The sequence below is a fragment of the Marinobacter sp. EVN1 genome (assembly GCF_000475375.1).
GTDB classification, from domain to species: domain Bacteria; phylum Pseudomonadota; class Gammaproteobacteria; order Pseudomonadales; family Oleiphilaceae; genus Marinobacter; species Marinobacter nauticus.
Genome location: NZ_AXCB01000045.1, coordinates 266,019 through 288,101 on the forward strand (window position 1 = coordinate 266,019; position 22,083 = coordinate 288,101).

A 22,083-nucleotide genomic window follows, 5' to 3' on the forward strand; every position below is an offset into this window, starting at 1 on the left:
TGGTATCGAGCTACAGGTCAGTGCAGACGTGAAATCAAGGCCGGGCCTCAGCGCCCGGCCTTGGTGTATCTAAACCGCGACCTCCAGTGGCGGCACCTCCTGATGCAAGAACCACTTCTCCGTGACCACCTTGCGGGTAAACCAGTGTGAGCGCATCAAGGTGCTGGCGATGGGTTGTTTCAGCCAGTCCGGCACCTCAAAGCCGGGCTCCTGGTCCGTGGCCCGGGTTCCGAAGCGTTCGGCAATCCGTTCACCATAGCTTTGCAGCGAGAGCGCGGAATAATCCGGGGCGGCCTTGATCACATTGGCCGCCATCAGTGCCGATTCTATGGCGGGCCGAATGCCCTCGCCACTCTGGGTATAGGCCAGACCGGCCGCATCGCCAATCAGCAGCACGCCGTCATCCACCAGGGGGCGGTTGGCATGGGCATACAGCAGATAGGCGTGGCCTTTGAAGCGGCCCGGCAGGTCGGAAGGGATGCGGCCCGACTGTTTCATTTCCTCGACAAAAGCTTCCAGATGATCAGATAACCGGTGGTTGTCCTCACGGCCCAGGCCGATGTTCAGATAGCTGCCTTTCCGGAAAACCCAGGCGTAGCCCTTGAGATCCCGGCAGAACCAGAGCTCTGGCGTGTCGCCGCGGGCTTCGCAGGCGCGGGCCTGCTCTGGCGTCATCTCGAATTCCACTTCCTTGGCGGCCACCACGGTTTCATGCTTGCCCGGGCCGTCGCCCAACAGCCGTGCCACCGGGCAGAAATGGCCCCCGGCACCCACCAGCAGCGGCGCCTGCCATTGATCGTTGATCACCCAGTTGCCGTTGTTCCGGTTGATGGACTTTACCGCGGTTGCCAGTTGCTTTTCACACTCGGCACGGTCAAGCAGGTAGTCGTCGAATTCGCAGCGACGAATACCGTAGCTGACAATATCCCCGTGGTCGTTCTCCACCGCACTTTGCCCCATCATGCCGATCCGGAACCGGCGAATGGGTTGCAGTGTCCGGCCGACGGAATACTTCCCCGGATCAATGTCCAGGCTGGCCATCACTGCCGGCGTAACCCAGCCGGCGCAGGTCTTGTCCCGGGGGAAGGCTTGCTTGTCGATGATCAGTACCCGTTTGCCGGAGTCCTCCAGAGCCCGGGCCAGGGTTGAGCCGGCAGGGCCGGCCCCCACGATAATGATGTCGTAGTATTCCATCAGACCCCCTCTGGCGTGGCTGGAAACGTGTAGAGTTCCTGCCGGCTCTGGGGCAGCTGGTTATTGTCGCCGTGGGTGAACACCACCTGGAACAACTGCAAAGAACCGGCCCGGAACGCGGCGATGGAACCGGCCAGATACAGTCGCCAGGCCCGGGTGAAATGTTCGTCGTACATCTCGGTGACCTGGTCCTGGTTGGCGGTGAAATTGTCCATCCAGTGGGTCAGGGTCTGAGCGTAATGCAGCCGCAGGTTTTCCACATCCAGTACCGAGAAATCGCTGTGCTCGCAGATTTCCATGAACTCGCCAATGCTGGGCGGATAGGCGCCGGGGAAAATCCGCTTCTCGATCCAGGCGTTCATCAGCATCGGCCGGTTGCGGCCGATGCTGTGGAGCAAGGCAATCCCATTCGGCTTCAGGGAGCGTTTGATCAGTTCCGACAGTGCGGGGTAATTGTCCTTGCCCACGTGTTCGAGCATGCCAATAGAAACGAAGGCATCATATTGGCCCTCAATATTGCGGTAATCGTCTTCGACATAGGTAACCAGGTTGTCCAGGCCTTGTCGCTCTGCTTCAGCCCGGGCGTAGGCCAGCTGTTCCCGTGAGATATTGTAGGAATGCACCTTCACTCCGTAATGACGGGCCATATATCGGGCCAGCCCGCCCCACCCGCAGCCGGCTTCGACCACGGTCATGCCCGGTTTCAGCCGAAGTTTGCGGCAAACGTGTTCCAGTTTGGCCAGTTGCGCCTGTTCCAGGGTGTTGTCGGCCTGCTCGTAATAGGCGCAGGTGTACTGCATTTCGGCCTCATCCAGCCACAGTTGGTAAAACGCGTTGCCCAGGTCGTAGTGGTGGTGAATGTTCTCCTTGGCCTCGGAGATGCCGGTGGCACGCGGGTTGTGGTTGCGCCACAGGGCGTCCAGCCAGCGTGGCCATTTCTGGCGGGCGGCATGGACGGCCCGGTACAGGCTCTCCATCAGATCTGGAAGATCGCCGTCGATTTCCAGTCGACCGGCGGCATACAGGTCACCAAAGGCCAGATTGGGGTTGGCCACCAGGGAGTAGAGAGCCTTGTGGTCGGTCAGGTGCAGGGTGAAGCGGGCGTCCTGAACTTCCGGTTCTATGACATCGCCGTTCCAGAGCCGGAAACGAATGGGGGGAGAGCCGGCCATACGCATCAGTTTATGGATCAGCCAGCGTTCATAACTGTGGGGTTCGCGATCGGATTGACCGCGCTCCAGGGGCAGGCTGAGGACGTGGGCCCGGTGTTCTTCCTTGTCCGGTAACTCCGGTTTATGAGCGGTACTCTGTGCCATGGAATGCTCTCTCCTCTGATTCGTTATGGTCCGTGCAATCCCGAAAACTGAACTGAGAGTCGCGGCTTTTTGACTCAGTATAGAAAATGATCAGGTTTTGTCAGGTCGGCGGACTGAAGACTGAGGGGCAGAGCGGGTGGATGGGCGGAGCCGGCATTGGCCGGCTCCGCCAGAGTTGCAGGGTTATTCGGGGGTCAGTAGGTGGCGCTCATGCCGAACCATTCCGGGAAGATGACGATCAGCGCCAGCACCAGAATCTGGATCAGAATGAACGGAATAATACCCTTGTAGATATCCGTGGTTCGGACTTCCGGTGGTGCCACCCCTTTGAGGTAGAACAGCGAAAACCCGAATGGTGGTGTCAGGAAGCTGGTTTGCAGGTTCATGGCAATCAGGATGGCGAACCAGAGCATGTTGATGCCCATGGCCTCGGCCACCGGTGCCAGAATGGGCACGATGATGAAGGAAATCTCCACGAAATCGATGAAGAAGCCCAGCACCAGAATGACCACCATGGCCAGGATAATGAAGCCCCATTGTTCGCCGGGCAGCATCATCAGCCACTCCTCCAGCAGATAATCGCCACCGGTATAGCTGAAGACCATGGAGAAGGCAGTCGCGCCGATCAGGATTGCGAATACCATGGCGGTCACGCTGACGGTGTCTTTGGCGGCATCCCAGACCATTTTGAACGAGAACTGGCGGTAGATGATCGCCAGAACCACGGCGCCAACACCGCCCAGTGCGGAGGATTCCGTGGGAGTGGCGATGCCGGTGAAGATGGAGCCCAGCACGATCACGATCAACGCCAGTGGCGGAATAATCGCGAGCAGGGCATCCCGGATTTCCTTGCCCCGGCTGACCGATTCATCCTGGGCCGGCATGGCCGGTGCGGTTTCCGGCTTGAAACGGGTCAGAATCAGAATGTAGACAATGTACAGGCCAATCAGTACCACGCCGGGCATGACCGCAGCCTTGAACAGATCGCCCACGGGCAGGCCAAGGACGTCACCCAGAATGATCAGGATGATCGACGGCGGCACAATCTGGCCCAGGGTGCCTGAGGCACAGATGGTGCCGGTGGCCAGGCGCTTGTCGTACTTGTGCGCGAGCATGACCGGAAGTGAAATCAGGCCCATTGCAACCACGCTGGCGCCAACAACGCCGGTGGAGGCAGCCAGCAGGGCACCGACCAGAATGGTGGAAATGGCAAGGCCGCCGGGCAACCCGCCAAACAGCCGACCCATGGAGGTCAGCAGTTGTTCAGCCAGCCTGGTGCGTTGCAGTACCACACCCATGAAGATGAACAGAGGCACTGCCATCAATACGGTGTTCTGCATCACGCTCATGATCCGGAAGGGCATGAAGGCAAAGAGATCCATGCCCTCGGCGTAGATACCGAAAAACAGCGCCACGCCGCCGAAGGTGAAGGCCACCGGAAAACCGAACATCAGCATGACCAGCGCCACGCCGAACATAATCATACCGATCATGCCAGACCTCCTGCGCTGTGCTCACCTTCGTATTGCTTGTCACCGGCCATCACCCGGATGGCGTAGGTCACCATGTTCAAGCCGGCCGTTCCCATAAAGAAAGCACTGACCGGAATCACGGATTTGATCACCCAGCGATGAGGTAGGCCACCGGGGTCGCCGCTGCCTTCGCCCATCTGGTACGCATCCATCGCGTAGCTGTAGCCATAGGTGGCAATCAGGTAGGCGAACGGAATAACAAAAAGAACGGCGCCTATCAGGTTAATCCAGGCTTTGCGCTTCTGGCTCCAGTTGGTGTAGAACACGTCCACACGGACATGACCATCGGTGCGGAGGGCATAGGGAATGCCAAGCAGGAAGACGACTGAATAAAGGTGCCATTCCATTTCCTGCATGGCGATGGACACATCGTTGAAAGCATAACGTGCGACGACGTCATAGAAGACGTTGGCGGCCATCAGGATCATGGCCACACAGGCGATCCAGCCGCAAAGTTTGGAGAGCCAGGCCAGGCCCTCGTCCAGTCGGATAATCCAGCGCATCGAACTTCTTCCTCCGCATCGCGGAATTTCTGAATGTTGGAAATGAAAAAGCCGGGATCACTTGGAAGAGCGATCCCGGCTCTGATTCGTCATAAACGAATAGTTTACTCGACTTCGGCCATGGTGTTGAGGTAAGCCCGCTCCGAAATGTCGGTGTAAGCGCGGCTCTGCTCCAGATAATTGTGCTGGGATTCAATGATCTTCGCAGCCATCTCACTTTCTGCCGCGGCCTCTTTCAACAGCTTCTCGTTGGCCTCGTACATGGCCTGGAAAATGTCATCCGGGAAACGCTTGATCTGTACGTTCGGATACTCTTCCTTGATGTTCGCCCAGGCTTCGGCGTTGGCGTGCTGAGAGTGAACCAGCATGTCATAGGAAGCGGTACGCATGGCTACCCGCATGATTTCCTGAAGGTCTGCCGGCAGGCGATCCCAGACGCGCTTGTTGATCAGGAACTGCAGCTCGGTTGCCGGTTCGTGCCAGCCGGTGTAGTAGTAGTCAGCAATCTGCTGGAAACCAAGACGCAGATCCAGCGCAGGGCCTACCCACTCAACGGCATCAATCGTATTGCGCTCCAGAGCGGTGTAGAGCTCGCCCGGGGCGATGTTAGTGGGGTTAACACCCACTTCTGCGAAGACTTCGCCGGCAAAGCCGGGAATACGCATTTTCAGACCCTTGAGGTCATCCAGGGATTTGATTTCCTTGCGGAACCAGCCGCCCATCTGTACGCCGGTGTTGCCGCCAGGGAACGACAGCATGTTGTGGGGCTCATACACTTCCTGCATCAGCTCCATACCGCCACCGTGGTAGAACCACGCATACTGTTCCATGGCATTCATGCCAAATGGCATGCTGGTGAAGAACAGGGTTTCCGGCACTTTGCCCTTCCAGTAATAGGAGGCGGAGTGGCCCATGTCGTACTGACCGGCCTTGACCATGTCGAATACGCCCAGCGGGGCTTTGTGCTTGTTGGCTGAGTCAATGCGGACGGTCAGTCGGCCATCAGACATCTTGTTAACGGTTTCGGCGAAGCGTTTGGTGGTGTCACCAAAAATGGGGAAGTTCGGGCCCCAGGTTTCTGCCAGTCGCAGGGTGAACTTGTCTTGGGCAAGCGCGTGGGTGGCGGCAAAGGTAGTTGCCACAGCCAGCACAGCCGCGGAAAGAACAGAACGGATCTTCATTGCTCTTCTAACCTCTTGTCATTGTTGTAGTAGAGCCCGGCCCCTCGTGGGGTCCGGAACTCAAGAGTGTAGTTCAGATTAGCAACTATGGCGGGTGGGCTGCAGCAAAAAATTGCCGGACTACGACATTGGTCTAACGTTAGATGTCGTTCATTCGACCTATCTGGCTGGCCAGGCGCATGGCCTCATGCTCCTCCAGGGATTTCAGATCCTCCAGCAGGGATTTGGCCTCGGGAATCTCGGCTTTGCCGATGAGGGCGTCGTACAGGTCCATCACCTGGTCGTGGAAATCAAAGATCTCCCGGGCAATACCGTCAAAATCCAGATCGTTATAGCGGGTATCGCAGGTGCGGTTCTTCTCGATGGGTTTATGCACGCCATAATCGTACAGGCGGGTGGTCATGGCTTTCGGGTCGGCCTGTTTCTCGTACTCGGCAACAGCCTTTTCCAGCAGTGCCTCGTGGGAACTGATGTAATCGAGCAAGGCGCTGGCGCGTTCGTTCTGATTTTTCTGGGCGGATTCGTGCAGGCACCGGGCCAGGTGGGCGTGGAGCTGGCGTGTCCAGTCAATCAGGTCTGCGAAGGTTTTGATTTCCATGGCGTCTTACTCTTGTCAGGCAATGGGTTTCAGGTTTTTTGTTGTGTTCAGTCTAGTCAAGATTTTCCGCTTTTTTCGGCATCGGGGCGTTGATCAACGTCAGACCGGTATCCGGTACGGCACGTTTGCGCCACTGCCGGAACCAGCGCAGAGCGGGTTTTTCGATACCGTAATGCAGGGCTGCCGCCAGACCAATGGCGACGGCCAGGGCCATCATCACACCAAGTTGGCCGGGTAGACCGGATTTGTAAGCCAGATCAATCACGCCATAACCAATGTTCTGGTGCACCAGGTACAGGGTGTATGAAATGCTGCCCAGCCAGAGCATTCCCGGCCGTGCCAGAACGTTGAGATAGCCGGCTACGGCCAGCCCGAAAACGCCATAACAGCCGAGCACAAAGAGGTTGAACGGTGCCTTGTAAGCGAGCAGGCAGTGGCTGATGGTTAGTGTCAATAGCGCAAGATCCGCGACCGGCAAACGATTGTGGCGGTGCCAGCGGTAGATCAGCATGCCGCTGATGAACAGGGGCGCGTAGCGGGTAAACAACAGGTCCTTGATCAGGAACTCCAGCCCATCGGGAATGGCTTTCCACCAGATCACTGCCGCATAGCTGGCCAGAGTCCAGGCCCAGAGCATTGGCTGCATGCGCTGCCAGCTTCCCAGCCCGTAGAACAACAAGGCAATCCAGACGTAGAACGTGGCTTCAATCACCAGGCTCCAGTAGGCGCCATCGACATGGGGGTGGCCCAGGTATTCGTGCAGCAGGGTGATGTTCAGTAGCGCCGAGCCCGGGCTCACCATGCGGTCAGCTGGCCCCATCAGTTGAACGGCAATCCAGGTCAATACAATGCCGGCCCAGAGTGCCGGCAGCAGGCGGAAGGCCCGGGCCAGTCCGAACCAACTGGCGCTGCGTGTGCGCTCCAGGGTCATGAAGATGACAAAGCCGCTGAGGATGAAGAACAGGTGAACCCCGTAGCGCCCGAAACCGAGGGTGTCCGGCGTGCTGAAACTGTGGCCGTAGAGTTTGTCGTAATAGGGGAGGTAGTGGAACAGCACCACACCCAGGGCCGCGATGCCTCGAAGCGCGTCCAGTGCGGGCAGTCGGTCTTGACCATTGGGCATGAAAGCTGTGCTCCTGAAAACTCAACATTTTACCGGATCGTTTATTCTAGGCAGGTTGTGACAGTAGCGGCTAGGATCTAATCATACGGTATACTTGCTGAGATCTGACGATCCCGTCATCAAGGCAGCTGGTCCGGTATAGTATTCGCTTGGGTGGCAGACAGGGAGCGACAGGTTTATGACGGTGGAACTGGGAATTATTGAAGGATTTTACGGGCCTCTGTGGACCTGGTCCGAACGGCGCCAACTGGTCAATGCCCTGCTTGCCCATGGTTACGGCTTCTATCTGTATGCCCCCAAGGCCGACCCTTACCTGCGTCGTCGCTGGCAGGAACCGCACCCTCCGGAGCAGGCTGAGGCACTGGCGGACTTTGCCAGATTCTGCCGGCGTGAAGGTGTGCGGTTTGGTGTCGGGCTGAGCCCGTTCGAAATCTTCAATAACTTCGATGAGGCGGCCCGGGAGGCCCTGGCGAAGAAACTGACAATGCTGGATCGCCTAGGTATCCAGGAGCTGGCTATCCTGTTTGATGATATGCACCCGGACACTCCGGACCTGGCCCGCACCCAGGCTCAGATCGTGGACTGGGTAAAAGCCAATACCAGTGCCGGCAAACTTAGCGTATGCCCCACCTACTACTCCGATGACCCGGTGCTGGACCGGGTCTTCGGGCAGCGGCCGGCGGACTATCTGGAAACCCTGGGGGCGGAGCTGGACCGTGAAGTGAGAGTTTTCTGGACCGGGGAAGAGGTCTGTTCCCGTGAAGTTTCTCCGGGCCATCTCAAACGTGTCAGCAAGTTGCTGGGGCGCAAGCCACTGCTCTGGGATAATTACCCGGTGAATGATGGTGATCGCATGTCCAGGCATCTGCATCTTCGTGGCTTTACCGGCCGCCCTGCCGGGAATGCCGCCTACCTTTCCGGCCACGCCATCAATCCGGCACTGCAGCCGGTGCTGACCACGATCCCGGCGATCACACTGGCGGAATGCTACCGCCAGGGGCCGGACTACCAGTATGGCCAGGCGTTTTTGCATGCAGCGCGGGAAGTGCTGGGGTTGGAGCTTGCGGGGCAGTTGCACAGGGATTTGCTGACCCTGCAGGACACCGGGCTGGCACGAATCAGCGATGAGAAAAAGCAGGCATTGATTCACACCTACGACGCGTTTGATCACCCCGCGGCTCACGAGATCCTGCGCTGGCTGGTCGGCGACTATCAGGTGACCGACGAAATGGTGGCCACCCAGTAGGCACCTGTTTTCGGTTACTCCAGGTAGTAATCGAAGGTGGAGACCACCCGCACGGTTTTCACCGGCTGTTGTTGCTCCGACACGCCTGGTGCCTGATCCCTTGCCAGAATCTGGAACACACCCTGATTGGCCCGGCGCAGGCTGCCGAGTTTGGCCTCGGCATCCCGAGCAAACTGTTGGGCGGATTCACGGGCCGCTGCTGTGGCCTCGGCGATCATGGCCGGTTTGATATCGTTCAGGCCGTTGAACAGGTAAGTGGGGCCGCTCGGGCCGTAGTCCGAGGACAACACTACGCCGGAATCCACCAGCTCGCTGACGTTCTGGGCCGCCTGCCGGATGCGCTCGATATCGGTGCTGCGCACCATCAGGGTCTGGTTGATGATGTACTGTTGCTCGTTGTTATTGCCGGCGTAGGGATTGGCGCGGGTGTCGGTTACATCCAGGCGCTGGAGTTCAACCGCAGACTGGTCAATGGCCTGCAGTTTCAGGAACGCCATGATGGCTTCCCGGCTGCTTCGGGCTTTGTTCTGTGCTTCGTCCAGCGTGCTACCGGTGGCAACAAAGCGGATGGGCCAGAGCGCCAGGTCTGCCTGCACTTCCCGTTCGGCCATGCCCTTGACCGTTACGTAGCGATCGGCCGTGCGCAGCCCCATCAAGCCCTGGCTCAACAGGGAAGCGGCAACAATGGCGCACAGGCCGATAATCAGGGCAGAGACAACTTTCATGGCTTACTCCTTGCGGTTCGGAAAACATCCTGATGTCTGCGCAGGTTAACGGGAACCGGGGCTGCTGGGAAGGCGCGCCTTACGCGCCACTTTGATCACTCGCAGCGGGTGTCTGAATGGCGGCTGAAGCGTTTCTGCATGGCGCTGCGCTGGCGTTCCGCATCCCGGTATTCCGGAGGCAGGGGCAGAATAAAGTAAAGGTAGTCACCCTTGTGACGGTTTGCTGCCACCGGCATCGCCTGTTCCGGGGGCGACCATTCAACCGGTGAGAGCACTGCAATGCTCAGCTCTGGTGCCCGTTGCTCAAGGACCGCAACGGTACCGAGCCGCTGTTCGCTGTGGAAGGTGCCGGTGGTGTGCAAAACCTGATGTCCGGGGTATTCATTCAGTGCAGTCAGTATCCGCTCGGCCATGGTGTTGTCCCGCAACAGCTGGGCCTGATAGGTGCTCAGCAGGCGCCCGGTCAGTTCTGTCTGTTCCGCACCGTGGCTGCCGGCAATGGCGTCGACGAATTTGTCACGGTAGTCCGGGGTATCCAGGAAGGCCTGTGCGGGCAGGGCGGCGCGTTGCGCGTCTGGCAGGCGTTGCAGATAGTCCATCCCCTCACGGCCGACACAGCGCACGATATCTGCCGGGGCGTTGGCCGCGACAACCGGCAACTGGTGTTCGCGGGCAAATTCCACCAGGGGCCGGTAGGAGCCTTTGTAGTTCTCCCAGGCGCCCGCGTCTTCGATCATTTCCGTTTCGCCGGCTTGTCCGGCCAGGTAGGCATCCAGGGCATCCTGGTGGTTCAGGTTGAACTGCTCCATGGTCAGGATCTGCCGGGGGTTGTGCCGGTAAAGCGCCTGTTGAAGGCGGGCCTGCAACAGGTGCGAGGCATGGTGGCCATGGTATTCCCCCGTCACCACTACATCGGTGTCTGCCAGCTTCCGGGCCAGTTCTGCGACAGTGAGGATATTGCCGGTGCTGGCGTCGACGATTACGGCATCGTACTGGCTGACGGGCGCGGGCCGGTTCTCTGTGCGCATGGCTGTGCATCCTGTGAAGGCGGCAACGGTTACAAGCGTCAGGACAAGGCGGGTGGCGTAAGCTTTCATATCCGATTGTACGTTGCCGGAGTCAGTCGGTTTTCTGGCCGCTGTTCTCGCGCCAGTCTGGCCCGAGCCGCTCTTCCACATATTCACGAATGAACTGACGCACCTTCTGGGAGGGAGTCACGTCCTCCTGCTTGCAAAGGGCCTCGAAAACTTTCTTCTTTTCAGGGTCAATCAACAGGGTCAGCCGGGCAGTTCGGTTTTCCATAGTGTTTCTGGTTCTCAACAGGTTCAGCGAAGATAGTTACAGATTGACATGTTAATCATATTAACATTGAGTGTACAGATGATGAGCATATAATGTAACCAAATGCCTGGCCTGAGAGAGTCTGTTCATGCCCCATCGCGCCCATCTCTTTTCTCTTCGTACCGCTCACGCCGTTCGCGAGGCCTGCGTCGATGAACCCTACAACAGCGGGCGATTTTTCAAAGACCTGATGGCTGGCGCCACGGTTGGCATCATTGCCATTCCGCTGGCGATGGCGCTGGCGATTGCCTCCGGGGTTGCGCCGCAATATGGCCTGTATACCGCTATCATAGCCGGTTTTCTGATTGCCCTGTTTGGCGGCAGCCGATACAGCATTTCCGGCCCTACTGCCGCGTTTGTGGTGATTCTCTATCCCATTGCCCAGAGCTATGGCCTGGGTGGATTGCTGCTGGCTACGCTGATGTCCGGTGTGTTGCTGGTGATTATGGCGGTGATGCGTCTGGGCCGCTTTATTGAGTATATCCCCGAATCCGTCACCCTGGGGTTCACCGGTGGCATTGCCGTGGTGATTGCCACTTTGCAGGTGAAGGACTTCTTCGGGCTCTCCATTGACGCTATGCCAGAGCACTACTGGGACAAGCTGGCGGTTCTGGGCCAGCAACTGCCGGCACTGGATGGGCTGAGCACTCTGGTGGCGGTGGTTACCCTGGCGGTGATGCTGCTCTGGCCAAGGCTGAAAACCCCGGTGCCGCCTCATCTGCCGGCGGTGATTGTCGGTAGTCTGCTGGCCTTGTGGCTGAATTCCGGTGGTGCGGCTATTGAGACCGTCGGCTCACGCTTCAGTTACCTGCTTCCTGACGGCAGCACCGGTGCCGGAATACCTCCGTTTTTACCGGAATTTGCCTGGCCCTGGCAGCAGGCCGGGGCCGACGGGCAGCCCCTCGGCTTGTCCTGGGATCTGTTCCGGGAACTGATTCCCGCCGCTTTTGCCATCGCCATGCTGGGTGCGATCGAATCCCTTCTGTGCGCTGTTGTGCTCGATGGCATGACCGGTAAACGCCACAGTGCCAACAGTGAGCTGATGGGGCAGGGCATTGGCAACATCGTGGTGCCGTTTTTTGGCGGCATCACCGCCACCGCCGCCATAGCCCGGTCGGCCGCCAATTACCGGGCCGGCGCGGAATCACCTGTGGCCGCGATGATTCATGCGCTGGTGGTGCTGCTGGCGCTGGTCTCCCTGGCCGGTATTCTTGCCTATCTGCCCATGCCGGCCATGGCCGCGTTACTGGTGATGGTTGCCTGGAATATGAGCGAGGCACCAAAAGCAGTGCACCTGCTCAAGACCGCGCCCCGCAGCGACATTCTGGTATTCCTGACCTGTTTCGGGCTGACCGTGGCCCTGGATATGGTGATAGCCATCACCACCGGGGTGTTGCTGGCCGCTGTGCTGTTCATGCGTGAAATGGCACAAATGACCAGGGTGACTGACATTACCGGCAACAAACGGGTGCAGCAGGTTGGAGTGCCGGAGGGCTGGCAGGTGTTCAAGATCAATGGTCCGCTTTTTTTCGCGGCTGCTGACCGCATCTTCGGCGAGCTGGCAGACTTGTCCCAGCAGGCTGAGGGTCTGGTGTTGTACATGGACGGAGTGACCATCCTCGACGCTGGCGGCCTGGCGGCGTTGAACAAACTGATCGCCAGTTGCCGGAAAACCGGTACCCGCATTGTAATTGCCGACTTGCAGTTCCAGCCATTGAGAACCCTGGCCCGGGCCGGCGTAAAACCGGAACCCGGCGTGAGCTATTTCTACCCGACTCTGGAGGCGGCGCTGGCTGAGTTGTCAGAGATGGACTGGCAGACCTAAAAAAACAGGCAGTTGGCATAACACGCCAGTGATCAACACAAGAGCGCCTGAAGGCCGCATCATGTCAGGGGTCACCTTCCGGGACTGTTTGAACTATCCTAGGCGACAGAATCAGAAACCGGCAAACCGTTTGCCGCGGGAACGACGCTATAAGGGATCGAATGCTGCCATTTCGAATTGTTGATCGGATCAAGTTCATCGTGGAGCGCCAGCTGGTCAAGGGGGCTGGTTTTCAGTTGCTGGTGGTCGGTTGCTTTATTGCGCTGATATCGCTGATTGGCGGTCTGCTGGTGGTGTTGCCCCAGGCCGGCGAGTTTGAAAGTGCCGGGCACGCCATCTGGTGGGCGTTTTTGCGCCTGACCGATCCGGGTTACCTTGGAGACGACGTGGGCACCTGGCAACGTATTGTCTCCACCCTGCTGACGATAATGGGCTACGTGGTATTCATGGGTACGCTGGTGGCCATTCTCACCCGTTGGCTGATTGCCAAGATGGAAGATCTGGAGCGTGGCCTTACCCCGGTGACATTGAAGAACCATATCGTCGTGCTGGGCTGGACCGCCCAGACGCCGCCGCTGGTAGCGGAGTTATTTGGTTCGTCTGGGCGTATGGCCCGGTTTCTGGAGAAGCATGACGCCCAGAAACTGCGGCTGGTTCTTTTGGCGGAAGAGGCCAGTGTCGAGCATTTGCACGAACTGATCAGGGAGCCTGGTATTGGCCGGCGAGCCCGGGAAGTGATTCTGCGCAGCGGCTCTGCCATTCAGCCGGAAGCGTTGCATCGGGTTGCCTGTCTGGATGCGGCGGCGGTGATTGTGCCCAGCCAGGTGCACGAGGGCGGCTCGCTGATAACCTCCGATGTTGAAACCGTGAAGGCGCTGTTGTCCATCGCCGCCCAGGCCAGGCACTACAACGCCCGGCTGCCCTTTGTGGTGGCTGAAATTCAGGACATGCGTAAACTGCCCGTTATCGAGCGGGCCTACCCCGGGGCCGTGGAAGTGGTGGCCGGTGATGCCACCATCAGCAGGTTGATGGTTCAGAACGTCATCCACCCGAACCTTTCCGAGGTATACAACGAGTTGCTGACCGCCGGTGAAGGCAACGAGATTTTCGTGCGTGGGGGAGAAACCGCTGAAGGCCTGACCTTGGCAGAGCTGGCAAGCCAGCGGCCCAATGCGATTGTCCTGGGTTTGTTGCATCCAAACCCGAGCGGGGGCTGGCAGGTCAATCTGTTGGCAGATTCAGGCACGGTCATCCGCAACGAAGACCGGGTTGTGCTTCTGGCCCGGGATTACCAGCATACCGTGGCCGTGCCAAAGGCAGCGACGTTGCCGAAGCTGGAGCGAAGACAAAATCAGGCCCTGCCAGAGCCGGTTCCGGGTGTCCACCGGGTGCTGGTACTGGGCTGGAACCGTAGGGTGCCGACCATGGCGGCCGAGTTTGCCAGCTATGGCAGTCGGGTTTTTGAACTCGATCTGGTGTCGGCGATTCCGTTGGATGACCGTAATCGGGAAATGCAGCGTTACGGCGTTGACCTGTCGAAAGTAAACGGTCGCCTGCTGGAAGCCGACTACATGGTGGAAGAGGACCTTCGGCGCCTTGATCCAGCCGGATACGACACAGTGATGTTGCTCAGCAGCGATCGAGTTGGCTCCGGAGAGGAAGCCGATGCCCGTGCCATGGTGGGCTATCTCCAGTTGGAAGATGTTCTGTCGGCCGCCCCCAGGCGACCGCAGGTCATAATGGAACTGAGTGACCCGGATAACCGCCATCTGTTGTATGGCCACAAGAGCGAGATGCTGATCAGCCCGATGATTCTCAGTCATGTATTGGCTCAGGTGGCGTTGCGGCGGGAACTGAGGGTGGTGCTGGATGAACTGTTCACGGAGGGTGGGGCAGAAATCCAGTTCCGGAAGCCTCACGACTATCCGTTGCCGGCCAGCGCGGATTTCCAGGTGTTGGAGAAGATTGTGGCGGAGCGCGGGGAAATTGCCCTGGGCGTTTATCGGGCCGAAGCGGATGAACGCGGGCGCCATTTACAACTGAATCCGCCCCGGAACCAGTACCTGGATCTGCGCGATGGCGATCAGCTGTTGGTGCTTTGTCTGGGGGCGCAGAGTTGAGCCGGCGTCTTTAGTCGACGGTCTCCAGTAGGGCCTGCATGATGTCGTCCATGACCACGAACCCGGAAATGTCGTTGTCACATAGCACCAGCAGGCGCTTGACCCTGTATTCGGTCATCAGTCTGGCCGCGTATTTCAGAGCCAGGTTCTCACCTACGCTGATCACCGGTTTGGCACACACATCGTAGACGTTCAGCAAATCGATGTCGCCGTCCTCCGAGATAACTGACTTGAGAATATTGGTATAGGTAATCAGCCCCCAGGCATCGTGCTCATTCTGGCGTTCGACCACCAGGGATTTGACATTGTGGCGCTTCATCAGGGAAAGCGCCTCGCGAATGGTGGCGAAGGGCGAAATCCTGATGATGTCGGTCACCATCACGTCTTTGACCAGTTTCATTATCTGCGCTCCGCTTACAGAGAGTCTTTTACGTGTTGTTCGAATTTTTCCACCTGGGCCATGTCGATGCCGCCCAGGTGTTCCAGTGGTACGGTAAAGATCATACCCTGGGAATCTTTGCCATCCGGCATGATGACTTTCTGGATGGCTTTCAGCACATCCAGCGACAGCCCCTTTTCCAGGACCATCAGCAGCACGCTCTGGCTGCCGTCGTAGGTCAGGCCGAAGAACGTTTTTTTCGCGGTATTGCTGATGCCCCGGCCGGACATCACAGTGATTCCTCCGGCACCGCAATCCCGGGCAGCATCAATACACTTCTGCTCCAGGTCTTCAGGAACGATGGCCACCAGTGCCGAGAATTTCATGGTGTCTCCTTACGTGGTTCTGCAAGATACTGGGATGCGATGGCGTAGGCCATCACCGTTACGATAGGAAAGATTGAAGCAAAGGCAATCAGCCCGAAGCCGTCGATAAGAACGCTGCGTCCGTCAATACTGCTGGCCAGACCAATGCCCAGGGCGGTAACCAGGGGAACCGTGACCTCCGAGGTGGTGACGCCGCCCAGATCATAGGCCAGCGCAACGATGTAGCGGGGCGCAATCAGCGTCAGGCCGATCACCAGGATGTAACCGCCCATGATGTAGTAGTGAATGGAGTCGCCGGTGATGATCCGGTGAACACCTATGGTGATGCCAATGGCAACCCCGACTGCCACCAATATGCGAATGACATTGCCGTTCAGGGTGCCCCCGGCGGCTTCTTCCGCCTGCCTGCCGATGGCAATCAGCGCCGGTTCCGCCATGGTTGTGGCAAAACCGATCATCAGGGCGAAGAGGTACACGTAGAGATAATTGTCTCTGTCCGTCAGTTGTTCGGCCATGCTGGTGCCAATCGGAAACAACCCCATCTTGAGACCGATAACAAAGGCATAGAGCCCCAGAATAACCAAGGCAAAACCAAAGATAACCTTGCGTGGGTTGGGGAGTTTGCGGCGCAGCACCAGATACTGAAAGAACAGCACCGTAATGATGATAGGTAGCACATCCCGAATCATGGTGACCAGTTCCAGCAGTGCGCCGACCACGCCGGAAGGCTTGGTTTCTCCGACATCTGGTGAGAGTGGGACACCCTCGGCTTCGGCAGAACCTGAGTACACCAACATGCCGTAAACCTGCACGGTGACCATCGGTACCATCACCGCCAGTGCGACCAGTCCGAAACCGTCAATCAGCGGGTTCCGGCCTCGGATCGACGCAGCCAGGCCTATGCCCAACGCGGCAATCAGCGGCACGGTCACAACATTGGTGGTGACACCGCCGGAATCGTAGGCCAGACCGACGATTTCTTCGGGTGCAAACCAGGTGACGATCACCACGATGATGTAGCCGACAATCATGAACCAGTGTATCGGGTAGCCGAAAATCGTCCGGAAAACGCCGAGGGCCACGACGCAGCCCACGGATAGTGCTACTAGTACCCGGAGTGTCAGGCTGTCGATTCGCCCCCCGCTGATGGTTTGTGCCTGCTCGGCCACGGCAATCAGGGCTGGCTCGGCAATCACCGCAGAGAAGCCCATGGCAAAGCCGAAGGCCAGGAGAATGACCAGGGAACCGCGCCGCGCAAACTGATTCGACAGGCTCTTTCCCAGCGGGAAGATGCTAAGCTCAAGCCCTTGCAGAAACAGGGCAACACCGATGGCAACCACAAACAGGCCGGCAACCATGCTGAACAGGTTCTCTGGTAGCTGCTGGAGAATGGCGATCTGAAAGAACGCCACCACGACCACAATGGGAAGCAGGTTCTTCAGTGCGTGCAGGAGTGAATGACCGAAGGCGCGGAGGTAGAACACAGAATGCCCCTGTAGCCCGTGGGTGAGGGTGGTTGCTGACCTGGATCAAGTGCCTGAATCATAGCACGCTGTAGTCTGCCCGAAATGACCCGTCTCAATAATGGGCCCTCAGCCTGTCGGCAGGGATTATGTGTATTCATTTAAAAAATGCCGAAAATACACCATATAAATTTCAATTATAAATTCGAAAGCACTAAAGTTACGCCCAACGTCACCACCAGCCCGATTACCCTGGCCGGTGGCTGGCTCCGGAAGCTGCTGGCAGCAGTGTTCCGAACCTTTTGAACACAAACGTAGAAAGGATAGAGACCATGCCTTACGCACAAGACGTCGACCAAATCGCTTCCATTCTGAAGCAGAACCCGACCTGGAACGCCATCAACCCGAAGCACGCGGCCCGCATGCGCGCCCAGAACAAGTTCAAGACTGGTCTGGACATCGCCAAGTACACCGCCAAGATCATGCGTGAAGACATGGCTGCTTACGATGCCGATTCTTCCAAGTACACCCAGTCTCTGGGTTGCTGGCACGGTTTCATCGGCCAGCAGAAGATGATCTCCATCAAGAAGCACTTCGGTACCACCAAGCGTCGTTACCTGTACCTGTCTGGCTGGATGGTTGCTGCCCTGCGTTCCGAGTTCGGCCCGCTGCCTGACCAGTCCATGCACGAGAAGACTGCTGTTTCTGGCCTGATCGAAGAACTGTACACCTTCCTGCGTCAGGCCGATGCCTGGGAACTGAACCACCTGTTCCGCGCCCTGGAAGAAGCTGAAAACGCTGGCGATACTGCCAAGGCCGAAGAGCTGATCAAGCAGATCGACAACCACGAAACCCACGTTGTGCCCATCATTGCGGACATCGACGCTGGTTTCGGTAACGCCGAAGCGACCTATCTGCTGGCCAAGCAGATGATCGAAGCCGGTGCTTGCTGTATCCAGATCGAGAACCAGGTGTCTGACGAGAAGCAGTGTGGCCACCAGGACGGCAAAGTAACCGTTCCCCATGCCGACTTCCTGTCCAAGATCAACGCGGTTCGTCTGGCGTTCCTGGAACTGGGTGTGGACGACGGCGTGATCGTTGCCCGTACTGACTCCCTGGGTGCTGGCCTGACCAAGCAGATCGCTGTTACCAACGAGCCGGGCGACCTGGGCGACCAGTACAACAGCTTCCTGGACGGCGAGTACATCGACGACGCTTCCCAGATCGAGAACGGCGACGTTGTGATCAAGTCCAACGGCAAGCTGCTGAAGCCGAAGCGCCTGGCCTCTGGCTTGTTCTGCTTCAAGCCGGGTTCTGGCGAAGACCGTGTTGTTCTGGACTGCATCACCAGCCTGCAGAACGGCGCAGACATGCTGTGGATCGAAACCGAGAAGCCGCACGTTGGCCAGATTGCGGGCATGGTTAACCGCATCAAGGAAGTGGTGCCGGATGCCAAGCTGGTTTACAACAACAGCCCGTCCTTCAACTGGACCCTGAACTTCCGTCAGCAGGTATTCGACGCGTGGAAGGAAGAAGGCAAAGACGTATCTGCCTACGACCGTGCCAAGCTGATGAGCGCCGAGTACGACAACACTGAGCTGGGTCAGCTGGCTGACGAGTGGTGCCGTAACTTCCAGCGTGATGCGTCCCGTGAAGCTGGTGTATTCCATCACCTGATCACTCTGCCGACGTACCACACTGCGGCTCTGTCTACCGACAACCTGGCCAAAGGCTACTTCGGTGACGAAGGCATGCTGGCCTACGTTGCTGGCGTACAGCGTCAGGAAATCCGTCAGGGCATCGCTACCGTGAAGCACCAGGACATGGCCGGTTCCAACATCGGTGATGACCACAAAGAGTTCTTCGCTGGTGAAGCGGCTCTGAAGGCCGGTGGTAAAGACAACACCATGAACCAGTTCGGTTAATCGACTGGTTCAGGTTGTCCGGCAGGCACCCGCAGGTGCCTGCCAGCTACCAGAAACCCCGCATGGCTATCGCCCTGCGGGGTTTTGTTTTTTAACACTGGCGGATTTTTCCAGGTTGCTGATATTGGTGGACAAAAGCGAAATGGCCGATATGTAGCCACCGTTTGCTGTTTCACTAGCGCAACAGTTCGTCAGTTCACAGTTGTTTTCTGGTGTTCTTGAAATTTTTATTTCTCTTTATTTTTCAATGTCCTGAGTAATTTATTTGGCTTCTGGCACGGGAATCGCTCTTGTCTTCTGCGGGTCTGGACCTTGGCTTACCCGAATGCTGGCGGGATGGGTTGGACCCCTTTAAGCCAATACCATCAAAAGGACATGACATCATGAATACCAAGAAAAATCTGCTAGCCGCTGCCATCGCCATGAGCATGGGTATCTCCGGATTTGCACTGGCTGACCAGGGTGGGGACGGTGACCCCAATAACAATGCCAACGACAACTCCGCTGCCAATACCAACTATTCCGGTAACGCGGACTCCGGCAACGACAACTCCACCAACAACTCCGATAACTCGGACAGCTCCGATAACTCCAACAATTCAGACAACAGTACCGATGTGGCGGACTCTTTCAAGATCGCCGACAGCGGAAACGACATGTCTGATAACTCGAATAATTCGGACAACTCCAATAACTCCGATAATTCGAACAACTCGGATAATTCCGACAATTCGGACAGCAGCACCAACCTGAACGACGCCTTCAAGATTGCCGACAGCGGCAATACCGATGCGTCTGACAATTCCGACAATTCGGATAACTCGGATAATTCCGACAGTTCGGACAACAGCACCAGTGTCAACGACGCCTTCAAGATTGCCGACAGTGGCAATACTGATGCATCAGACAACTCCGATAACTCGGATAACTCTGACAACAGCACCAGTGTCAACGACTCCTTCAAGGTTGCTGATAGTGGCAATGACATGTCCGACAACTCGGATAACTCCGATAATTCGGACAACTCAGATAACTCTGACAACTCCGATAACAGCACCAACGTGAACGATGCCTTCAAGATTGCCGACAGCGGCAACACCGATGCATCGGACAACTCGGATAATTCCGACAATTCGGACAACTCAGATAACTCTGACAACTCCGATAATTCCGACAACAGCACCAACGTAAACGATTCGTTCAAGATCGCGGACAGTGGCAACAGTGACAGTTCTGATAACTCCACCAATGCCACCGATTCCTACAACAGTGACAGCAGTGACAACTCAGACAACAGCACCACCACGCTGAACCTGTCGTTGGAAGTGTTCATGAACGATGCAGAGCTTAATGGCTCGGTCTCTGGCACCAATGTCACCTATGGCAGCGCCAACGGTGAAGGTTCCTATGTGGATACCCGCACTGGTAACGAGATCAGTGGTGGCTCCGCTAACTTCACCGGGGTCGGGGCATTTGCCCAGAATGCCGGCGTTGGCAGCGTAACCCAGGCCAATGTAAGCGTAATGTCCAACCTGAGTACCGGTGGTGGCAGCAACTGAGACAGGTCGGGCTGCCCGGTCAGGGCAGCCCGGTTTAGTCGGGAGATGTGTCATGGCCAGATTCATCAACAGGATGCTGATGGCTGCGCTGGTGTCTGTGGCGTCTGCAAGCTGGGCCGGGGATTGGCCTGATGCGGAGCCAATGAGTGCTGATCAGTTGGAGGCTGCCAGCGGGCGACAGGGAATTCCGCTCCAGTGGCAACTCAATGAGTCAGAACAGAACGCTCTGGTGTCTGGCAACGTGTTGTCTGGACCGGTCAAGACCGGAGACAACCGTATCAGTGATCAGGCCTTCGGCAACATGAGCGGCATTGCCACAGTCATCCAGAACACCGGCAACCAGGTGGTCATTCAGGACAGCACGCAAATCAATATTCTCATCAACCATTGAGGAGGGGCGGCCGCCATGGCTACCAATCGCATCGGGAACCGTCAGGGACGTAGCCGTCAGGCGCTGTCGGCAACTCCCGTAGCGCCCAGGTGTGGCGGCCTTTCCCACTGGCCGCTTTTCAGGTGTTGTTTGACCGGTGTGCTGGCTGGGATGTTGTCTACAGCCGGTCACGCCGGCACCGTGCTGGTTCCCGGGCCTGCCGGGGATGTTCCGGTGTCTGTCACCAGTTTTCAGAATCAGCGATTCTCGGCTGTGTTCCAGCAGGAATACGATTTCAGCTGTGGCTCGGCGGCACTGGCATCGCTGTTGTCTTTTCACTATGGCGATGAGGTCAGTGAGCAGGAAGTGTTTGAAGGTATGTGGACTCTGGCGGATCAGGACAAAGTCCGTCAGCAGGGCTTTTCCATGCTGGATATGAAACGTTATCTGGAGTCCGAAGGTTATCTGGCGGACGGATTTCGCATGCCGCTGGCCGGTCTCAGGGACCAGGTTCGCGTGCCGGTGATTGCCCTGGTAACGCTGGGTGGCTACCGGCATTTTGTGGTGATCAAGGGCATCAGTGATCAGGAAGTGCTGGTGGGCGATCCGGCCCGGGGGCTTAAAGCCTACAGTTGGGCAGAATTCCAGGAGCATTGGGATGGCTCCGCCTTCGTGATACGCAGCCATCTCGATATGGGGCGAGCCAGTTTTCTGGACCGGGACGACTGGCCGGGCCTGGCCCGGGCGCCTCTGTTCAAGGGCCTCGGCTCGCCGGCACTGGGCCATACGCTGCCATACTGGCCCAGCACACAGGAGTGGTAAGGCCATGGTTAAACGATACGCTTTTCTGATCTCCCTGAGTCTGCTAGCCGGGCCGGTTCACGCTGATCTGCGGTTACCGGTCACCAGTCTGGCGGATGCCGAGCTGGATCAGCTCCGGGGCGGCTTTGTGATGAACAATCTGGAGATCTCCATCGGCCTTGAGCAGGTACTGGCCGTGAACGGTCAGACCCTGGTGGTGAACCGCCTGACCATTCCGAATCTGAATGATCCCATGGCCGCAGACAGACTCAGTACCCAGTTGGCATCCATTCAGGGAGCCTGGGAGAGCGGAGCAGGGCAACTGGCGCTTGATACCGCAGTGGCCGGCACGGGCGGCTGGATGACGGTCATCCAGAACAGCCTGAACGGAACCACCATCCAGAACATCCGGCAACTGAATATTGAACTGAACAACCTCGGTGGCGCCTATCGGTTGCCTCGGGATTTCAGTCTGCCCATGTTGCCGTGATCAGCC

21 protein-coding genes are annotated in these 22,083 nt (G+C 57.8%); 8 read left to right on the forward strand and 13 right to left on the reverse strand.

Going from position 1 to position 22,083, the window contains the following annotated elements:
* Positions 1 to 69: 69 nt before the first annotated feature.
* The 7 genes from Q674_RS35960 to Q674_RS35990 form a co-directional block, all read right to left on the reverse strand.
* Positions 70 to 1,194, reverse strand: a complete 1,125-nt coding sequence (locus Q674_RS35960) for an NAD(P)/FAD-dependent oxidoreductase (RefSeq protein WP_022993120.1) — start codon at positions 1,192 to 1,194, stop codon at positions 70 to 72.
* Complete coding sequence (locus Q674_RS35965; RefSeq protein ID WP_023009563.1) at positions 1,194 to 2,510, reverse strand: SAM-dependent methyltransferase; 1,317 nt, start codon at positions 2,508 to 2,510, stop codon at positions 1,194 to 1,196. Before Q674_RS35965 ends, Q674_RS35960 begins: the two co-directional genes overlap by 1 nt.
* A 194-nt stretch (positions 2,511 to 2,704) precedes the next feature.
* A complete protein-coding gene (locus Q674_RS35970) occupies positions 2,705 to 4,003 on the reverse strand; it encodes a TRAP transporter large permease (RefSeq protein WP_011786891.1) in 1,299 nt (432 codons plus the stop codon).
* Positions 4,000 to 4,545, reverse strand: coding sequence for a TRAP transporter small permease subunit (locus tag Q674_RS35975; protein WP_023009564.1), 546 nt, complete (start codon positions 4,543 to 4,545; stop codon positions 4,000 to 4,002). The genes Q674_RS35970 and Q674_RS35975 overlap by 4 nt, the downstream gene beginning before the upstream one ends.
* Before the next feature lie 104 nt (positions 4,546 to 4,649).
* Entirely contained in the window at positions 4,650 to 5,726 is a 1,077-nt protein-coding gene (locus tag Q674_RS35980; protein WP_014422755.1) for a TRAP transporter substrate-binding protein, read from the reverse strand.
* A gap of 139 nt (positions 5,727 to 5,865) precedes the next feature.
* Positions 5,866 to 6,324, reverse strand: coding sequence for a hypothetical protein (locus Q674_RS35985; RefSeq protein WP_023009565.1), 459 nt, complete (start codon positions 6,322 to 6,324; stop codon positions 5,866 to 5,868).
* A gap of 52 nt (positions 6,325 to 6,376) precedes the next feature.
* The gene (locus Q674_RS35990) at positions 6,377 to 7,447 is read right to left on the reverse strand and encodes an acyltransferase family protein (RefSeq protein WP_023009566.1); all 1,071 of its coding nucleotides are present in this window, start codon (positions 7,445 to 7,447) and stop codon (positions 6,377 to 6,379) included.
* Between the two features lie 178 nt (positions 7,448 to 7,625).
* Here Q674_RS35990 and Q674_RS35995 point away from each other — a divergent pair, with 178 nt between their 5' ends.
* Positions 7,626 to 8,693 (forward strand): beta-N-acetylglucosaminidase domain-containing protein, encoded by a 1,068-nt coding sequence (locus tag Q674_RS35995; protein ID WP_023009567.1) that lies wholly within the window; start codon positions 7,626 to 7,628, stop codon positions 8,691 to 8,693.
* A 14-nt stretch (positions 8,694 to 8,707) separates the two neighbouring features.
* Here Q674_RS35995 and Q674_RS36000 read toward each other — a convergent pair whose 3' ends face one another.
* The 3 genes from Q674_RS36000 to Q674_RS36010 all read right to left on the reverse strand — a co-directional run bounded on the left by Q674_RS36000 (position 8,708) and on the right by Q674_RS36010 (position 10,720).
* Entirely contained in the window at positions 8,708 to 9,418 is a 711-nt protein-coding gene (locus Q674_RS36000; RefSeq protein ID WP_023009568.1) for an SIMPL domain-containing protein, read from the reverse strand.
* A gap of 95 nt (positions 9,419 to 9,513) precedes the next feature.
* Positions 9,514 to 10,446, reverse strand: coding sequence for a ChaN family lipoprotein (locus Q674_RS36005; protein ID WP_023009569.1), 933 nt, complete (start codon positions 10,444 to 10,446; stop codon positions 9,514 to 9,516).
* A 91-nt stretch (positions 10,447 to 10,537) separates the two neighbouring features.
* Positions 10,538 to 10,720: a hypothetical protein gene (locus Q674_RS36010; RefSeq protein WP_023009570.1), complete on the reverse strand. Its 183-nt coding sequence runs from the start codon at positions 10,718 to 10,720 to the stop codon at positions 10,538 to 10,540.
* A gap of 127 nt (positions 10,721 to 10,847) precedes the next feature.
* On the opposite strand from Q674_RS36010, the gene dauA reads away from it, so the two are divergent.
* Positions 10,848 to 12,584 carry a C4-dicarboxylic acid transporter DauA gene (dauA, locus tag Q674_RS36015; protein WP_023009571.1) on the forward strand — a complete coding sequence of 579 codons (1,737 nt, stop codon included), beginning with the start codon at positions 10,848 to 10,850 and terminating at the stop codon, positions 12,582 to 12,584.
* Positions 12,585 to 12,745: 161 nt separating this feature from the next.
* Positions 12,746 to 14,704 (forward strand): CASTOR/POLLUX-related putative ion channel, encoded by a 1,959-nt coding sequence (locus Q674_RS36020; protein ID WP_023009572.1) that lies wholly within the window; start codon positions 12,746 to 12,748, stop codon positions 14,702 to 14,704.
* A 10-nt stretch (positions 14,705 to 14,714) separates the two neighbouring features.
* Here Q674_RS36020 and Q674_RS36025 read toward each other — a convergent pair whose 3' ends face one another.
* From Q674_RS36025 to Q674_RS36035, 3 genes are read right to left on the reverse strand one after another with little or no spacing between them, the layout of a single operon-like run.
* Complete coding sequence (locus tag Q674_RS36025; RefSeq protein ID WP_022993110.1) at positions 14,715 to 15,104, reverse strand: CBS domain-containing protein; 390 nt, start codon at positions 15,102 to 15,104, stop codon at positions 14,715 to 14,717.
* A gap of 14 nt (positions 15,105 to 15,118) precedes the next feature.
* Positions 15,119 to 15,469, reverse strand: a complete 351-nt coding sequence (locus tag Q674_RS36030) for a P-II family nitrogen regulator (RefSeq protein ID WP_022993109.1) — start codon at positions 15,467 to 15,469, stop codon at positions 15,119 to 15,121.
* Complete coding sequence (locus Q674_RS36035; RefSeq protein WP_023009573.1) at positions 15,466 to 16,953, reverse strand: DUF1538 domain-containing protein; 1,488 nt, start codon at positions 16,951 to 16,953, stop codon at positions 15,466 to 15,468. The genes Q674_RS36030 and Q674_RS36035 overlap by 4 nt, the downstream gene beginning before the upstream one ends.
* Positions 16,954 to 17,264: 311 nt before the next feature.
* Between Q674_RS36035 and Q674_RS36040 the strand changes: the two genes are divergently transcribed.
* From Q674_RS36040 to Q674_RS36060, 5 genes are all read left to right on the forward strand, one after another.
* Positions 17,265 to 18,857 carry an isocitrate lyase gene (locus Q674_RS36040; RefSeq protein WP_023009575.1) on the forward strand — a complete coding sequence of 531 codons (1,593 nt, stop codon included), beginning with the start codon at positions 17,265 to 17,267 and terminating at the stop codon, positions 18,855 to 18,857.
* Between the two features lie 383 nt (positions 18,858 to 19,240).
* Positions 19,241 to 20,416: a hypothetical protein gene (locus Q674_RS41355; RefSeq protein ID WP_023009576.1), complete on the forward strand. Its 1,176-nt coding sequence runs from the start codon at positions 19,241 to 19,243 to the stop codon at positions 20,414 to 20,416.
* 52 nt (positions 20,417 to 20,468) lie between these two features.
* Entirely contained in the window at positions 20,469 to 20,807 is a 339-nt protein-coding gene (locus Q674_RS36050; protein ID WP_011786875.1) for a hypothetical protein, read from the forward strand.
* Positions 20,808 to 20,957: 150 nt separating this feature from the next.
* On the forward strand, positions 20,958 to 21,608 hold the full coding sequence (locus Q674_RS36055; protein WP_227501244.1) for a C39 family peptidase: 651 nt from the start codon (positions 20,958 to 20,960) through the stop codon (positions 21,606 to 21,608).
* Between the two features lie 4 nt (positions 21,609 to 21,612).
* Entirely contained in the window at positions 21,613 to 22,077 is a 465-nt protein-coding gene (locus Q674_RS36060; protein ID WP_011786873.1) for a hypothetical protein, read from the forward strand.
* Positions 22,078 to 22,083: the final 6 nt, after the last annotated feature.

What these genes read in the sequence shown, in the direction of transcription:
- Q674_RS36050 (WP_011786875.1), top strand. Translation starts at nt 20,469, where the DNA reads ATGGCCAGATTCATCAACAGGATGCTGATGGCTGCGCTGGTGTCTGTG.
- Q674_RS35960 (WP_022993120.1), bottom strand. Translation starts at nt 1,194, where the DNA reads ATGGAATACTACGACATCATTATCGTGGGGGCCGGCCCTGCCGGCTCA.
- Q674_RS35975 (WP_023009564.1), bottom strand. Translation starts at nt 4,545, where the DNA reads ATGCGCTGGATTATCCGACTGGACGAGGGCCTGGCCTGGCTCTCCAAA.
- Q674_RS36000 (WP_023009568.1), bottom strand. Translation starts at nt 9,418, where the DNA reads ATGAAAGTTGTCTCTGCCCTGATTATCGGCCTGTGCGCCATTGTTGCC.
- Q674_RS35995 (WP_023009567.1), top strand. Translation starts at nt 7,626, where the DNA reads ATGACGGTGGAACTGGGAATTATTGAAGGATTTTACGGGCCTCTGTGG.
- Q674_RS35965 (WP_023009563.1), bottom strand. Translation starts at nt 2,510, where the DNA reads ATGGCACAGAGTACCGCTCATAAACCGGAGTTACCGGACAAGGAAGAA.
- dauA (WP_023009571.1), top strand. Translation starts at nt 10,848, where the DNA reads ATGCCCCATCGCGCCCATCTCTTTTCTCTTCGTACCGCTCACGCCGTT.
- Q674_RS36040 (WP_023009575.1), top strand. Translation starts at nt 17,265, where the DNA reads ATGCCTTACGCACAAGACGTCGACCAAATCGCTTCCATTCTGAAGCAG.
- Q674_RS36025 (WP_022993110.1), bottom strand. Translation starts at nt 15,104, where the DNA reads ATGAAACTGGTCAAAGACGTGATGGTGACCGACATCATCAGGATTTCG.
- Q674_RS36030 (WP_022993109.1), bottom strand. Translation starts at nt 15,469, where the DNA reads ATGAAATTCTCGGCACTGGTGGCCATCGTTCCTGAAGACCTGGAGCAG.
- Q674_RS36055 (WP_227501244.1), top strand. Translation starts at nt 20,958, where the DNA reads ATGTTGTCTACAGCCGGTCACGCCGGCACCGTGCTGGTTCCCGGGCCT.
- Q674_RS35985 (WP_023009565.1), bottom strand. Translation starts at nt 6,324, where the DNA reads ATGGAAATCAAAACCTTCGCAGACCTGATTGACTGGACACGCCAGCTC.
- Q674_RS35980 (WP_014422755.1), bottom strand. Translation starts at nt 5,726, where the DNA reads ATGAAGATCCGTTCTGTTCTTTCCGCGGCTGTGCTGGCTGTGGCAACT.
- Q674_RS36020 (WP_023009572.1), top strand. Translation starts at nt 12,746, where the DNA reads ATGCTGCCATTTCGAATTGTTGATCGGATCAAGTTCATCGTGGAGCGC.
- Q674_RS35990 (WP_023009566.1), bottom strand. Translation starts at nt 7,447, where the DNA reads ATGCCCAATGGTCAAGACCGACTGCCCGCACTGGACGCGCTTCGAGGC.
- Q674_RS41355 (WP_023009576.1), top strand. Translation starts at nt 19,241, where the DNA reads ATGAATACCAAGAAAAATCTGCTAGCCGCTGCCATCGCCATGAGCATG.
- Q674_RS35970 (WP_011786891.1), bottom strand. Translation starts at nt 4,003, where the DNA reads ATGATCGGTATGATTATGTTCGGCGTGGCGCTGGTCATGCTGATGTTC.
- Q674_RS36060 (WP_011786873.1), top strand. Translation starts at nt 21,613, where the DNA reads ATGGTTAAACGATACGCTTTTCTGATCTCCCTGAGTCTGCTAGCCGGG.
- Q674_RS36005 (WP_023009569.1), bottom strand. Translation starts at nt 10,446, where the DNA reads ATGCGCACAGAGAACCGGCCCGCGCCCGTCAGCCAGTACGATGCCGTA.
- Q674_RS36010 (WP_023009570.1), bottom strand. Translation starts at nt 10,720, where the DNA reads ATGGAAAACCGAACTGCCCGGCTGACCCTGTTGATTGACCCTGAAAAG.